The following is a 14,033-nucleotide window of genomic DNA, read 5'->3' as shown; positions in this document are numbered from 1 at the left end:
CTACAGAGACTCCAAAGTATCTAACGGCCAGCGAGGCATGACATCAACCGCTAACCCCGTTTTTTGGCCTGCGACTAAACGCTGACATCCCGCAAACGCGATCATTGCGCCATTATCGGTGCAAAATTCATGGCGCGCATAAAATACTCGGCTATTAATTTTTGCCAATGCTTCTTCCAATCGCTCGCGCAAACGATTATTCGCAGACACCCCGCCCGCAATAATCAGCGTATTCATATTACATTGCTGCAAGGCTCGCCGACATTTAATGGCGAGTGTATCAACCACGGCTTCCTGAAAAGCAAAGGCTATATCGGCACAGGTTTGATCATCGGGCAACCCGTCGGCCTGAGCATGCTTCGTTACGGTGTTTAACGTAAACGTTTTCAAACCACTAAAACTAAAGTCTAGACCGGGCCTATCCGTCATAGGGCGCGGAAACTTAAATCGCCCCGGCGTACCCTTTTCTGCTAAGCGTGCTATATGAGGCCCACCGGGATAATCCAAATCCATCATCTTCGCGGCTTTGTCGAACGCCTCTCCGGCGGCATCGTCGAGAGACTCCCCCAACAAGGTGTACTCACCAATTCCTTTAACCTCCACTAACTGCGTATGCCCGCCACTGACCAGTAGCGCAACAAAGGGGAAGTCCGGCGGGTTGTCTTCGAGTAGGGGCGCTAATAGATGCCCTTCCATATGATGCACACCAATTGCCGGCACGTTCCATGCGTAAGCCAATGAGCGCCCCACGCACCCCCCCACCAACAACGCACCGATTAAACCTGGCCCGCACGTGTAGGCAATAGCATCGATCTTATTTTGGGAGTCCGTACGATCAAGAATGCTATCGATAAGTGGGATAAGCTTACGAATATGATCGCGGGATGCTAGCTCAGGTACGACGCCACCATACTCGGCATGTAGCTCAATTTGACTGTAAAGGTCGTGCCCAAGTAAGCCGGCCTCACTGTCATAGACCGCTACACCGGTTTCATCACAGGATGTTTCAATTCCTAATACACGCATGTTTCATCTCTTACTGAACAATAAACCCCAATACTGCAGGGCCATAGACCTTAGCCAAAAATTACAACGCCAGCCACACCAATCACAACACCGTAAACAAGCATAGCGATGGCGGTACGTTTTAGGATATAACCTTCTTTATCACCGAGCGCGAGTACAGAAGCAACAGCAACAATATTGTTAATGCACACCATATTACCCATAGCACCGCCCGCCGACTGCAGCGCCAAAATGGTTGTTCGATTAAGGGCGAGGTCTAGCGCAATTGAATCTTGAATACCGGCAAACGTTAAATTGGATATAGTGGCCGAGCCCGAAAAAAACGAGCCCAAGGCGCCGAGGAATGCCGCAAAAAACTGCCAATTGCTACCGGTAATCTCCGCTAGATGCGACCCAATTAACGCAACCGCCGACTGCTCGCCACCCATCATCATTAAATTTACAAACACCAACGCACCCAATAAAGCAACAACCGGCGTTTTCATTTGCTCGACCGTCTCTTTAACAACAGTGCGCGTACTACCGTCTTTAAATAGCTGCAGGGTTAAAAGAGCGATAACACCAAAAGGAAGCAACGACGGAACATATAGAAAACTATGACTCCACGATTCAGACGTATTAAAAATATTCGTGAGCGAAACCACTAGTGCTGCACTTACGGACAAATCGCCCAAACTACCAAGGCCTACGCTTAACACGGGCTCTTTTAACAACAACAAAGGCTTTATACCCAGCTGAGGAACCCGCGTAATAATTAATAACAAAACCGTTCCCCATAGGGGAAAGGTAGCCTTCACTAGCGCTTTAACCGATACACGTGGCGCGTTCTGAGCATCTGTCGCACGATCCACGGCCTCATCGTCAATTTGACGGCCATCACTTGGCGTTTTTTCAAGCCCTATCCCCCATCGCGCTAAGAGTATCGTCAAGATCAACCCAATACCGCCCCCCAATAACGCCGGAAACTCATAACTACTATAAGCAATCGCGACATAAGGTGTAACGCAGCACAGTACACTGAGTACGATAAAGACAATATTGCCCATGATTTTTCGACGATCGACAATAAACATCAAGGCAACGAGCACTATGAATAGTGCCGCGATACTGTTCAACCAAGCCGATTTAATGCCTACCTGCGCCAGCTCAAGCTCGCTTAATGAAACGGCGGAAAGACCGAACCATGTGGGGGTTCCTACCGCTCCAAAAGATACGGGCACACTATTGAGAATCAAACAGAAAATGGCCACCCGAACAGCGGGAAAACCCAGCCCCACCAATACAGGCCCCGCCAATGCTGCAGGTGTGCCAAAACCACTGGCTCCCTCTATTAAAAACTGAAACGCCCAGCCCACTATCATTAGTTGGGCTATAGCGTTGTTGGAAATACTATTAAGCCCAGTGCGAATAATCGCTAACGCGCCTGTCGCTTCCATTGTTCGGAATAAAAAAATAGCACCCGCAATGATTAAAATGGGGGTCCACGCGACCAACAAGCCATCAACGATTACGGCATGCACTTGGTTTGGGTCACGCTCAAAAACCACCAACATTAAGCTATAAAGTACCAAGGCAGAAAGAGGTAGCGCGCGAAAAGATGGCAAGCTATTTTTTTTCGTCATGAGGTAGATGAGCAACACAATCGGAAAATAAGCAGAAAACAACTGAAACATAGGAACAACAATCTCGCATTCGGAGCAAATCAAAGAGCGGGTTCCAGTGCGATTAATCGCCCGAATCCCCACCAAAGTAAAGGCGCATAGACTAAACTATCGCAAGGTAAATTTCCTTATCAAAAATAAGGGAAATCTCTCGGCCTTACCCTAGTGCGGTTGAGGCCTAACTGAATGTATACTCCCCCTCCTTTCCCTACAAAGCTAATTGAGTACGAGACAAACAAATGAAAGTAGCGGTTTTCAGCTCCAAACCTTACGACGAAGAACATCTCACCAGCGCAAATACAGAAACTGGCTTGGAGCTCACATTCCTTGAACCCCAACTGACCGCTCAAACCGTTGCCCTCACCAAAGGCTTCGACATAGTCTGCTGCTTTGTGAACGACGTGATCGATACCGCCGTTGCCGCCCAACTGCAGGAAAACGGTGTAAAACTGGTTGCTATGCGCTGCGCAGGCTTTAATAACGTCGACCTTGATGCCTGTGCTAAACACAACCTACCCGTCGCACGCGTACCTGAATACTCTCCTAATGCTGTCGCAGAGCACGCAGCGGCACTAATTTTGGACTTAAACCGCAATATCCACCGTGCGTTTTCACGCATTAGAGAGAACGACTACTCACTTAGCGGTTTAATGGGTTTCGATTTATACGGCAAAACTGTTGCTATCGTAGGCGGCGGCCGCATAGGGCAGTCAATAATTCGCATAATGAAAGGGTTTGGTTGTCGCGTTATCTGTTTCGATCCCATGCCCTCCGAGGCACTCGTTGAAACCGGCGTAGAGCTCGTCAGCCTCGAACAAGTATGGGCCGAATCAGACATTATTTCGCTGCACTGTCCGCTCGTACGCTCTACCTACCACATTATTAATAGCAATACGCTCAGCCAAATGAAAAAGGGCGTAATGCTTATTAATACCAGCCGCGGCGGGTTAATCGATACACCGGCCATCATTAAAGCCCTAAAAAACGGGCAAGTAGGCTACTTAGGGCTAGATGTTTATGAAGAAGAGGCCAACCTATTTTTCGAAAACTACTCTAACCAAGTATTACAGGACGACATTTTCGCCCGCCTCACAACGTTTAAAAACGTTGTAATTACGGGCCACCAAGCGTTCTTTACACATGAAGCCTTACAAGCCATTGCCGAAGTAACACTCAATAACATCCTTCACTTCGATAAAGGTGAGCTCGATAAAATGTGCTTGGTTAAAACCTAGGTTACCGCGTGACAAATGGCCCTCATGGCGCCAAAGTCGAACCCCAAAAAACGAAAGGCCCAACAGGCCTGAAATTCACACAAAAAGCCCTTGCAGGCACAAGCCTAAGTGTTTAGAATCTCGCACCCTTAGAACTGGTGTGCCTAGGCATGTGGCTGCATCGGATAATTGAAAACAAAACAGGTAAAAATATGCCTTCAGTAAAACTGAAAGAAAACGAACCATTCGATTTTGCTTTGCGTCGCTTCAAGCGCTCTTGTGAGAAAGCCGGTGTACTCGCCGAAGTACGTCGTCGCGAATTTTACGAGAAGCCTACTTCTGTACGTAAGCGTAAAGCTGCTGCAGCTGTTAAGCGTCACGCGAAAAAAGTTCAGCGCGAAAACCGCAAGTTTCAGCGCCTGTACTAAGATCCTGCTACAGCTGCTATTGCAGCTCAGCAACGGTGGTTTTAAGCCACCTTATTGGATTGACTATAAAACGGGACTCTACCGTGGCCAGTGACACAAAAAATCGTATCTCGCAAGCCGTAAAAGATGCTATGCGCGCCAAGGATAAACCACGTCTTGGTGTTTTGCGTATTCTTATGTCGGAATTTAAACGTATCGAGGTCGATGAACGTGTCGAGCTAGACGATGCGCGCGTACTTGCTGTGCTCGATAAACAGGTCAAACAACGTAGAGACTCCGTTAGCCAGTACGTAGAAGCGGGTCGTCAAGAGCTTGCCGACACGGAAAGCTACGAAATAAGCGTTATTCAGGAATATTTGCCCTCCGCTCTTTCGGAAGACGAAATTACGTCCTTGCTCAAAAGCGCTATCGCCGAAACCGGTGCAGAATCTATGCGGGACATGGGTAAAGTCATGGCCATTGTGAAGCCTCAAATGCAGGGCCGCGCAGATATGGGTGAAGTCAGCAAACTCGTTAAAACACTGCTGGGTTAATCAAGTAGTTCTCGTACAGCCACTCATATAGCTCCTTTCCCCTTCCCATACGCTATACACTCTCCGGTATTTTATTTCCGGAAAACCCCTACACGTTTAAAAACCCCACCACGTAATTTAATATCGTTCCCCAGCACCAAAAAACCCAAAACTGGTGCGAAAATTGCTCTTAAACTATTAAACCTACTGTAGCGCTCTCTATACTCGACAAAACCGCACCATGCAGGTGATTACTTGCGCCCCATATTGGGTCACCCATAAGGCAAGGCATAAAAATAGTGCAAACTTATATCGATGACGCCATTCAAGCCCACGGCCTTCCGCCGGAGTTTAAACAAACCGTTGAACATTGGTACCAACCATTAGCTGGCAAAATCGCCGCAAAAGCGAATGCCCAGCACTCGCCACTGATATTGGGTATACAAGGCACACAAGGTAGCGGTAAAAGCACCCTTGCAGACTTCCTTCGTCTTATTCTTGAACATTCATGCCAGATGCGATGCGCAGTGCTATCCATTGACGACTTTTATCTCACTCGTGCCCAACGTCAATCTCTCGCCAAAACAGTGCACCCACTACTCGCCACTCGAGGCGTTCCCGGTACGCATGATCTAGCGCTCGCAAAGAACACACTTCAGCAACTTCAAACGCTTACAACGGGTGAATCGTGTAGCCTCGTTCGCTTTGATAAGGCCACAGATGATAGAGCCAGCAAAGAGTATTGGACGCACCTAAACGGCCCCATTGATATTATCATTCTGGAAGGCTGGTGCGTGGGGCTGTCTGCCGAAGCCGAACCTGAACTTGTAAACCCCATAAACACACTCGAAGCCAATGAAGACCCCACTGGGGTATGGCGGCACTATGTAAATTCACAGCTCGCCGATCAATACGCGACTTTATTTAAATTAATCGATTACCTTGCCGTATTAAAAGCTCCCTCTTTTGACTGTGTCTTTCAATGGCGCTTATTACAAGAACAAAAGCTAAAACAAAAATGGCTACTCTCAACACCCGAGAAGCGTAAACACAGTAACATTCAAAGCCCTAAAGACATTGAACGCTTTATTTCACACTATCAGCGCCTCACCGAGCACGCACTAAACACGTTACCTAAGCAGGCCGATTGGACATTAAGCCTAGACGCACAGCATTCGATTATTGCGCTTACCGAAAAGGACACACCATGAAGACGGTTACCGCCAAGCCCAATCAGCCAACCTATGTCGTGTCCACCGATCTCGACGGTACGCTACTCGACCATTACACCTATCAATGGGAAGCCGCTCTACCCTCACTACAACGGCTCGCCACACTTAATATTCCCGTTATCATCAACACCAGCAAGACCTACGAAGAAGTCGTAGCGCTTCAACAAGCAATGTCTCTCACATCGCCATTTATCGTCGAAAACGGCTCGGCGGTATTTCTGCCCAAAAGCCAATACCCCAAAGCCCCTGCTGGCAGCAGCTCCGTAGACTCTTTTTGGCAGTACACACTGGGATGTCAGCGTTCGCGCCTCTACGGGGAGCTGCAAGCGGTGAGAGACGCCACCCAATGGCAGTTTGAAAGCTTTACCGACATGAGTGTTGAGCGTGTCGTTGAGGTTACCGGCCTAACGCAAAACAACGCCGCGCTCGCACTGAAAAGACGTTTTTCGGAGCCCTTACTGTGGAACGATACACAGACACACTACCAACGGTTTGTTGAGCGCCTACAATCTCGGAACCTGCACGTGATTAAAGGTGGGCGGTTCGTACATGTACTCGGGCAAACAGACAAAGGCAAAGCTATTGCCTGGTGCCGCGACTTTCAGCAATCAATAAACAATCTACCAACAAAATTAATAGCATTGGGAGACGGCCCGAATGATATCGACATGCTGAATATCGCCGATTATGCCGTCGTTGTGCGTTCACCTACTCACGATTACCCCACCATTGCACCGCTTGGCAAGGCCCTGCACACACAAGGCTACGGGCCTATTGGCTGGCACGAAGCTATTAGTACACTTATCCAATAAAAAATAGACAAGGAATTATTCATGGCTGACTTTCATCAGAACGGCATAATCACAACATTGCACAACCTACACCAACGCCCTATCGAAGCAATGGAAGACGAGCTACGCAGCTTTTCAAAAAGCCGCCCAATGAGCCTCGTACTGCCCTCGCTGTTTTCTGAGCTGGAAGGTGATGCGCTGCCAAATATCGTTAACGAACTTAGTAAAGTTGATTATCTTGATGAAATTGTTATCGGGCTAGATCAAGCAACGGAAGAAGAGTATCGATACGCACTGAAATTCTTTAAACCACTCAACCAAAACTTCAAAGTTCTCTGGAACGACGGCCCCCGCCTGCGCGCAATCGACCAACGACTAAAAGACGAAGGCTTATCACCGCTAGAGCCGGGGAAAGGCCGCAATGTTTGGTTTTGCCTTGGTTATGTACTCTCAGGAGGCCGCGCCGAATCAATCGCCCTGCACGATTGCGATATCGTCACCTACGACCGCAGCCTGCTCGCTAGGCTCATCTACCCTGTCGCCAACCCAGCATTCAACTACGAATTCTGTAAAGGCTATTACGCCCGCGTCGCGAGTGGAAAAATTCACGGCCGCGTAAGCCGCCTACTCGTTACCCCGCTCATACGCGCACTTAAAAAAACACTAGGCCAACACGATTATCTCGACTACATAGACAGTTTCCGTTACCCCCTAGCAGGAGAGTTCTCATTTCGTGCCGATGTGATCAGTGATATTCGAATACCCAGCGACTGGGGATTAGAAATCGGCGTGCTCTCAGAAGTACACCGCAACTTTGCCAACAACCGTTTATGTCAGGCCGATATTGCCGACAATTACGACCATAAACACCAAGAATTATCGCCGGAAGATGCCGCCCGTGGCCTCTCCAAAATGTCCATCGATATCGCTAAGGCACTGTTTAGAAAACTCGCCACAAACGGCGTTGTATTCAACTCCGAAACCTTCCGCTCCATTAAAGCCACTTACTTTCGTATCGCCTTAGATTTCGTCGAGACCTACGACAACGACGCACGTATGAACGGATTAAAACTCGACATACACTCAGAAGAAAAAGCCGTCGAAATGTTTGCAAAAAACATTCTTACCGCCGGACACAAATTTCTAGACAACCCAATGGAAAAACCTTTTATGCCCTGCTGGAACCGTGTGACCAGTGCCATACCTAACGTTTTAGCCGATATTAATAAAGCCGTTGCCGACGATATGGCCGAATATAGCGAATAATAAACCATCACAATTGGGCCACTTTACTCAGTAAAAAGAGAGCGATTCTAGAATGAACCCGTCGTTACAAAAAGAACTGTATTTTCTGGTAGAAAGCCATCTGTCACTTATTTATGAAGACAACGCCAGTAAGGCGCTTGCCAAAAAACTCATCCACATCATGGCGCTAGACGAAGACTGCCTGAAACCAGGTCTTCACGAAAACTCGTGGAATCAGTCGGATGTTTTCATGATTACTTATGGCGACTCTTTGCGAAACGATGATGAAGAGCCTCTTCATACACTGCACCATTTTATGGATGAACGATTAAAAGGGACCATAAACGGTATACATATCTTGCCGTTTTTCCCCTACAGCTCAGACGATGGCTTCTCCGTAATAGATTACACCCAAGTAAACGACTCTTTGGGTGATTGGTCTCATATCGAAAAAATCGGCGCAGACTATAATTTAATGTCAGATCTTGTCGTCAACCATTGCTCCAGTAGAAGCCGCTGGTTCGACAACTATAAACAGCGAAAATCGCCCGGCATAGATTATTTTATTGAAGCCGACCCCGAAACAGACTTAAGCCAAGTCGTTCGCCCACGTACCTCGCCGCTATTGCGTGAAGTGGAAACCCTCGACGGAAAACGTCACGTCTGGTGCACCTTTAGTCACGATCAAGTCGATTTAAATTTTGCCAACACCAATGTTTTATGTGAAATGGTAAACATTATTAAACTGTACCTAGACCGTGGTGTACGCACCTTTCGATTAGACGCCGTTGCGTTTTTATGGAAAGAGATCGGTACCGAGAGCATTAACCACCCCAAAACCCATGAACTCGTACGCCTTTTTCGTACCCTTATAGAACACCATTCACCCAACGCCATTATCATTACCGAAACCAACATACCAAACCATGAAAACCTGTCTTATTTTGGCAATGCGAACGAAGCGCACGCGGTGTACAACTTTTCGCTCCCACCACTTCTATTGCACGCCCTGCTAACCGGTAACGGTACACACCTAAAAAAATGGCAAATGAGTATGCCGCCCGCGCAAATGGGTACGTTTTACTTAAACTTTATTGCCTCCCACGATGGCATTGGCCTACGACCAGCCGAGGGATTATTAAGTGAGACAGACATCGACGAAATGGTTAATGCTTTACAAGGCTTTGGGGCAAGAGTGTCGTGGCGTGCAACCGAAGGTGGTAGAAGCAAGCCTTACGAAATAAATGTAACGCTTTTTGATGCCTTAGAAGGAACAATAAACGGGCCAGACAAATGGCAAATAGAACGATTTTTATGTGCCCATGCGATTATGCTATCGCTAGAAGGTGTGCCCGCTATTTACATCCACAGTCTATTGGGCACGAATAATTATACCGAGGGTGTGCAGCTAACAAATCACAATCGCACCATCAACCGCTACAAATGGAACATCAACGAGATAAGCGAGAAACTCGACGATGGCTACAGCCATCACTCGACAGTATTTACTAAAATGAAAGCGCTCATTTCGGTGAGAATTAAACAACCTGCATTTCATCCAAACGCAACGCAATTCACCTTACACCTAGGTGATGACATTTTCGCTTTCTGGCGCCAAAGCTTAAAACGAGAACAAAGCATTTTTTGCATTCATAACATCAGTAGTAACACCATCGCCATACCCCTGTCGAGCATCAACCTCATCAGCCTCGACGAATGGACAGATCTAAATAGCGGAAAAATATTTACCAATTTACACGACGACGTGCAATTACCGCCTTATGGTTTTGTGTGGCTTACCAACAAACCACTTTAAAACAATGGCACATTATTACAATCTACCGTTGAAATGTACTTTCCTCAAATCTTTTATAAGGGGTATGACTTCACCATTAAAAACAACGGGATTCTACAAAGCCTCACTTACAGCTTTAACCGCTAATCTATCGTAAGCGATGTATGGACTCCGCTATAAACGGCAGACAAAACGAAGTGCTCGCTGTCCAATTGCGCAACCCTAAAGCCCGTTTCATTTGGCTATTTTGGTGGAGGCCGGTCTTTTTTGGCCAGAGCTAAAAGCGCTCAAATGCAAACGGGCGTTAGGCTATTTACTTAAACCAAAACACCATAGGCAATAATACTGCGACTATAAGTGACCATAGCGTATATACCGGAAGGTATTTTGCGACTACAACTTCAAGTTTACCCAAACCATTTCCCCGCCTAATATGACCGATGTACTCGCTTAATAGTAATATAAGATGGATAAATATAAGGAGATTTGCACCAGCCACTACCACCCTATTTACAGTTATCCCATACTCTGCCCATCTGAATAATATCGCTGACAGCGCTACGACATTGACTAAAAGAGTGGCGCCTATTAACGAGACATTAATATAATCAGATCCTGTGGCTCCTACAGCTCTCTTTTTTCCAGAAATTGAAAGAATTGTCAAAGCTAAAATCACAACAAGAAGTCCATTAAAGGTAATAAGAAACTCTCTATCTGTGAATGGGCTTTTACCTTGATATAGGGTAGCTAACAGGTATGCGATAACTGTAATTAGGAACAGCGGTGAAAACACATTTGACAATATTGATGCGAATTTACCTTGTCTCTTTTGAATTGAGTCAAATAAGTATGTTGCAACTAGAGGCGTTGAAATAAGACCGAGCACAACAACATACTCCATGTACCACTGCTCTATGGATAACCCTATTAAAGAGAATAGACCCAACGTAATGCCGGTTAAAACCATACCACCCAATAAAATTAAAATGGAATATATTCCCATTTCACCCAAGTACCTAATGAAATTCAACCTAGATTCTACACTCCTCCAATTATCACCCATAAAGCTAGCAGCCATTAGAGATAAAGAAAACATCGGTAAGTGAACTAACGCCATTGTTATAGAGGCAGAGCCTTTACTCTCAGGGAGAATAGCCAAATAAATGGAACTAGCGGATATTCCAACTATGACAACCTTAAAAACTTTACTACTAGATTCAGTGGTTTTAATAAAATATGAAATTACAGCGCTAATAACCACTATTGGAATAAATCGCGGGTAAAACCAATCGCCATCGATAGGTAGAAAAGACGGTAGTTTTGCAAAGCAGACCGCAACAAGACAAAAAAGGACTAGCAAACCAACAGAAATCCGTTGCGGTAACACAGGAGGAAAATAGGACAGCCTAGCATCCCAGACCCTTAGGGTCTCCGAGTCATAGTTATTCTCAAGCGCTTCTTTAAGTTGCGACTCAAATTCTTGAGGTGAAGAATGATAAGCCTCTTCCAGAACTTCAGGCTGACTTAGATTTTCTAGTAATATGTTTTTGATCATGGAATGCCTAACGCCCAAATTTTCGGGCGACAGAAGGGAAGCGAAAGGGAACCGATCCGCAAGATTTGTTTGTTATAAGCCATTTCTAGCACGAAGCCCCGTTGATATTAGAACGACAGCACCTATTACCATAAAAGGTAGGCTAAGAATTTGACCGGTGTTTAAACTGAAATCCAATGAATAGGATGCTTGGGGCTCCTTAACAAACTCAACAAAGAAACGCACTGTAAAGGTCATAGTGAGAAAGCCCCCAGCGATTGCACCGGGATAAACCCTTATCTTGGTCTTTGTATATAAGAAAAATAGTAATAGAAATATCATTAGATATCCCGTCGCTTCGTACAATTGAGCGGGATGCCGAGGAATGCCATCAAGTTTCTCAAAGGTTATAGCCCATGGCGCAACTAACTTGGAACCAACTACTTCTGAATTTAGGAAGTTTGCGATCCTAACGAAAAAACCGAATAGAGCCGCTGGAATAACAATTCTATCTAGCAACCAAATGAATGAAACTTTGTACTTTTTGGAGTACACAAGTATTCCAGTTATCGCTCCCAAACCACCTCCGTGGCTTGCCAGCCCACCTTCCCATATCGTAAGTATTTTGACAGGATTGCTTAGATAGTACTGTGGATCATAGAAAAAACAATGTGCCAGTCTAGCTCCAATTATAACTCCAGCCACAACATAGACTAGAAGGTTATCTAGATTTTGTTGAGGTCGGTTTTCAATTCTGAACATATTTTTAGCGATTAGAAAACCAGCCGTAATGGCAAACGCAAATATAGCCCCATACCAATGGATGGATATCGGTCCATATGAAAATAATACTGGGTCGAAGTTCCAAATCATAAACTTATTGATTTCCTTAAGCAGTTCGAGAGCTTATAACGCCAGTAACAATTGCCGGAGTAAGATGGCTTGTGTTTTTGCGTATTTTTTCAAAAACCAAGACAGCTTACGGGGGAATTTGATAACCTTGTTAGCTCTATATTTTTACTGGCCATCAAAAACCATATTCCCTTTGGAGTCCTCAAGCCAGACCATTGAGCCGCCACTGCTAAGAGCTCCCTTAACAAAATATGTCTCTCCTGCTACAGGAGTAAACACAATGTTCTTTTCTATTTTCATGCTGTCGCCAAACAACGCTTGCCCATCGGTTGGATAGTATACTAGCCCTTCTAATGTAAACCTTTGCTTTACGGGTAAGACCTCTCTGCTAACAATACTAGGGGTAAAAACCGATCCTCGACCATAATGATTTGATCTTGTTTTACGCCAACTATCTTCAATCAATTTTCCATCAACTTTTGTCAGAACAAAGTAATCAGCTTTATTCTGTATGAAGTTTGAATAAGAGTCCACAATGGTTGCCGTATTCCCCGCATACCCATCTGGGATTGTTTGATGAAGAGTGCCACAGGAAGAGACTACAAAAACAAAAACCACCAAAAAAATATATTTCATTAATTAATTCTCACTTACAAGTATGGAAAAGGCCGAATTCGCAAAGTAAGTGCAACACGCCTGCATCTTACTTCATATAGGGTGAACTGGGATACTCATGGTTTTTCTCGACCGGCAAGAAGAGGAACCTCATGATGTACCACCAGCTCACCACTGATGAAAGATATACTATAGCGGCCTATTTAAAGCAACGTAAATCTCAAGCCTATATTGCACGGGCCTTAGGCCGCGATCCTTGCACGATCTCCAGAGAGTTAAAACGAAATCGTCGCCCAGACGGTAAATACTGCGCAGCGCGAGCAGTAAAACGTACCTCTCGAATACGGAGGGAGTCTCGTCGTAAATGGCAATTCAATGATACCGAGCTTCAGATGGTCATCGCCTTAATACGCCTCGATTGGAGTCCAGAACAAGTTTCCTTGTGGCTTAAGAAGTGCAATATATTATCAATCAGCCATTCGACCATTTATCGCTATATTTGGTACAACATGTTTTATTCAGGGGATCTCTATAAGCACTTACGTCAATCAAGCAAGAAACGCCGAAAAAGATATAGAAGCCCTGACTCTAGAGGCGTTTTAGCCAATAAGGCCCATATCTCTGAGCGACCTCTAGGGGCAGAAAATAAGAGCCGAATCGGTCATTTCGAAATTGATACCGTTCATGGTTCACGCGATCAACATTCAATTGTCACGTTAGTTGATCGAAAAAGTAAATACACGATCATTGGCAAAATTAGGAACCGTACGACTGACGAGTTAAATCGAAAAGTTATTCAGCTAATCAAAAAACAGGTTAATCAGGTAAAAACAATTACCGCTGATAACGGTACCGAGTTTCATCAATACGAAAAAATCGAACAGCGTCATAACGTTACGTTTTATTTCGCGAATCCATACCACTCATGGGAGCGAGGAAGCAATGAAAATATTAATGGGCTAATAAGGCAATACCTTCCCAAGACTATAAGCATGGCATCACTAACTCAGCAACAATGTGACCAAATTGCATTGAAACTGAATCAGCGGCCAAGAAAACGATTTGATTTCAGAACACCAGAGGAAATGTTTTATGGACTTTAACTATTATTGTCGCGGTTCAAAGTTG

At 45.4% G+C, this 14,033-nt stretch carries 13 protein-coding genes; 8 read left to right on the top strand and 5 right to left on the bottom strand.

Going from position 1 to position 14,033, the window contains the following annotated elements; genetic code table 11:
• Both tsaD and H5647_RS09280 read right to left on the bottom strand, forming a co-directional pair.
• Positions 1–1,026, bottom strand: coding sequence for a tRNA (adenosine(37)-N6)-threonylcarbamoyltransferase complex transferase subunit TsaD (gene tsaD, locus H5647_RS09285; protein ID WP_045858026.1), 1,026 nt, complete (start codon positions 1,024–1,026; stop codon positions 1–3).
• Positions 1,027–1,076: 50 nt separating this feature from the next.
• A complete protein-coding gene (locus H5647_RS09280) occupies positions 1,077–2,699 on the bottom strand; it encodes an L-lactate permease (protein ID WP_045858025.1) in 1,623 nt (540 codons plus the stop codon).
• A gap of 227 nt (positions 2,700–2,926) precedes the next feature.
• On the opposite strand from H5647_RS09280, the gene H5647_RS09275 reads away from it, so the two are divergent.
• From H5647_RS09275 to H5647_RS09245, 7 genes are all read left to right on the top strand, one after another.
• Positions 2,927–3,922 carry a 2-hydroxyacid dehydrogenase gene (locus H5647_RS09275; RefSeq protein ID WP_045858023.1) on the top strand — a complete coding sequence of 332 codons (996 nt, stop codon included), beginning with the start codon at positions 2,927–2,929 and terminating at the stop codon, positions 3,920–3,922.
• Between the two features lie 191 nt (positions 3,923–4,113).
• Positions 4,114–4,329, top strand: coding sequence for a 30S ribosomal protein S21 (gene rpsU / locus H5647_RS09270; RefSeq protein WP_015817302.1), 216 nt, complete (start codon positions 4,114–4,116; stop codon positions 4,327–4,329).
• 83 nt (positions 4,330–4,412) lie between these two features.
• Positions 4,413–4,862, top strand: coding sequence for a GatB/YqeY domain-containing protein (locus H5647_RS09265; RefSeq protein ID WP_045858021.1), 450 nt, complete (start codon positions 4,413–4,415; stop codon positions 4,860–4,862).
• Positions 4,863–5,140: 278 nt separating this feature from the next.
• Positions 5,141–6,052, top strand: a complete 912-nt coding sequence (locus H5647_RS09260; protein WP_236074849.1) for a phosphoribulokinase — start codon at positions 5,141–5,143, stop codon at positions 6,050–6,052.
• A complete protein-coding gene (locus tag H5647_RS09255) occupies positions 6,049–6,885 on the top strand; it encodes an HAD-IIB family hydrolase (protein WP_045858018.1) in 837 nt (278 codons plus the stop codon). Before H5647_RS09260 ends, H5647_RS09255 begins: the two co-directional genes overlap by 4 nt.
• Before the next feature lie 21 nt (positions 6,886–6,906).
• Entirely contained in the window at positions 6,907–8,130 is a 1,224-nt protein-coding gene (locus H5647_RS09250; protein ID WP_045858016.1) for a glycosyltransferase family protein, read from the top strand.
• Positions 8,131–8,182: 52 nt separating this feature from the next.
• Entirely contained in the window at positions 8,183–9,925 is a 1,743-nt protein-coding gene (locus H5647_RS09245) for an alpha-amylase family glycosyl hydrolase (protein WP_045858014.1), read from the top strand.
• 292 nt (positions 9,926–10,217) lie between these two features.
• Here H5647_RS09245 and H5647_RS09240 read toward each other — a convergent pair whose 3' ends face one another.
• The 3 genes from H5647_RS09240 to H5647_RS09230 form a co-directional block, all read right to left on the bottom strand.
• Positions 10,218–11,459 (bottom strand): hypothetical protein, encoded by a 1,242-nt coding sequence (locus tag H5647_RS09240; protein ID WP_045858012.1) that lies wholly within the window; start codon positions 11,457–11,459, stop codon positions 10,218–10,220.
• A gap of 72 nt (positions 11,460–11,531) precedes the next feature.
• Positions 11,532–12,311, bottom strand: coding sequence for a prolipoprotein diacylglyceryl transferase (lgt, locus tag H5647_RS09235; RefSeq protein WP_045858010.1), 780 nt, complete (start codon positions 12,309–12,311; stop codon positions 11,532–11,534).
• Between the two features lie 144 nt (positions 12,312–12,455).
• Positions 12,456–12,926, bottom strand: a complete 471-nt coding sequence (locus tag H5647_RS09230) for a hypothetical protein (protein WP_045858008.1) — start codon at positions 12,924–12,926, stop codon at positions 12,456–12,458.
• A gap of 131 nt (positions 12,927–13,057) precedes the next feature.
• Here H5647_RS09230 and H5647_RS09225 point away from each other — a divergent pair, with 131 nt between their 5' ends.
• Entirely contained in the window at positions 13,058–14,008 is a 951-nt protein-coding gene (locus H5647_RS09225) for an IS30 family transposase (protein WP_045858007.1), read from the top strand.
• Positions 14,009–14,033 lie beyond the last annotated feature (25 nt).

The organism is Teredinibacter purpureus (assembly GCF_014217335.1).
GTDB lineage: Bacteria > Pseudomonadota > Gammaproteobacteria > Pseudomonadales > Cellvibrionaceae > Teredinibacter > Teredinibacter purpureus.
Note: the sequence above shows the minus strand (reverse complement) of the source record. Positions and strands in the feature narration are given on the sequence as shown.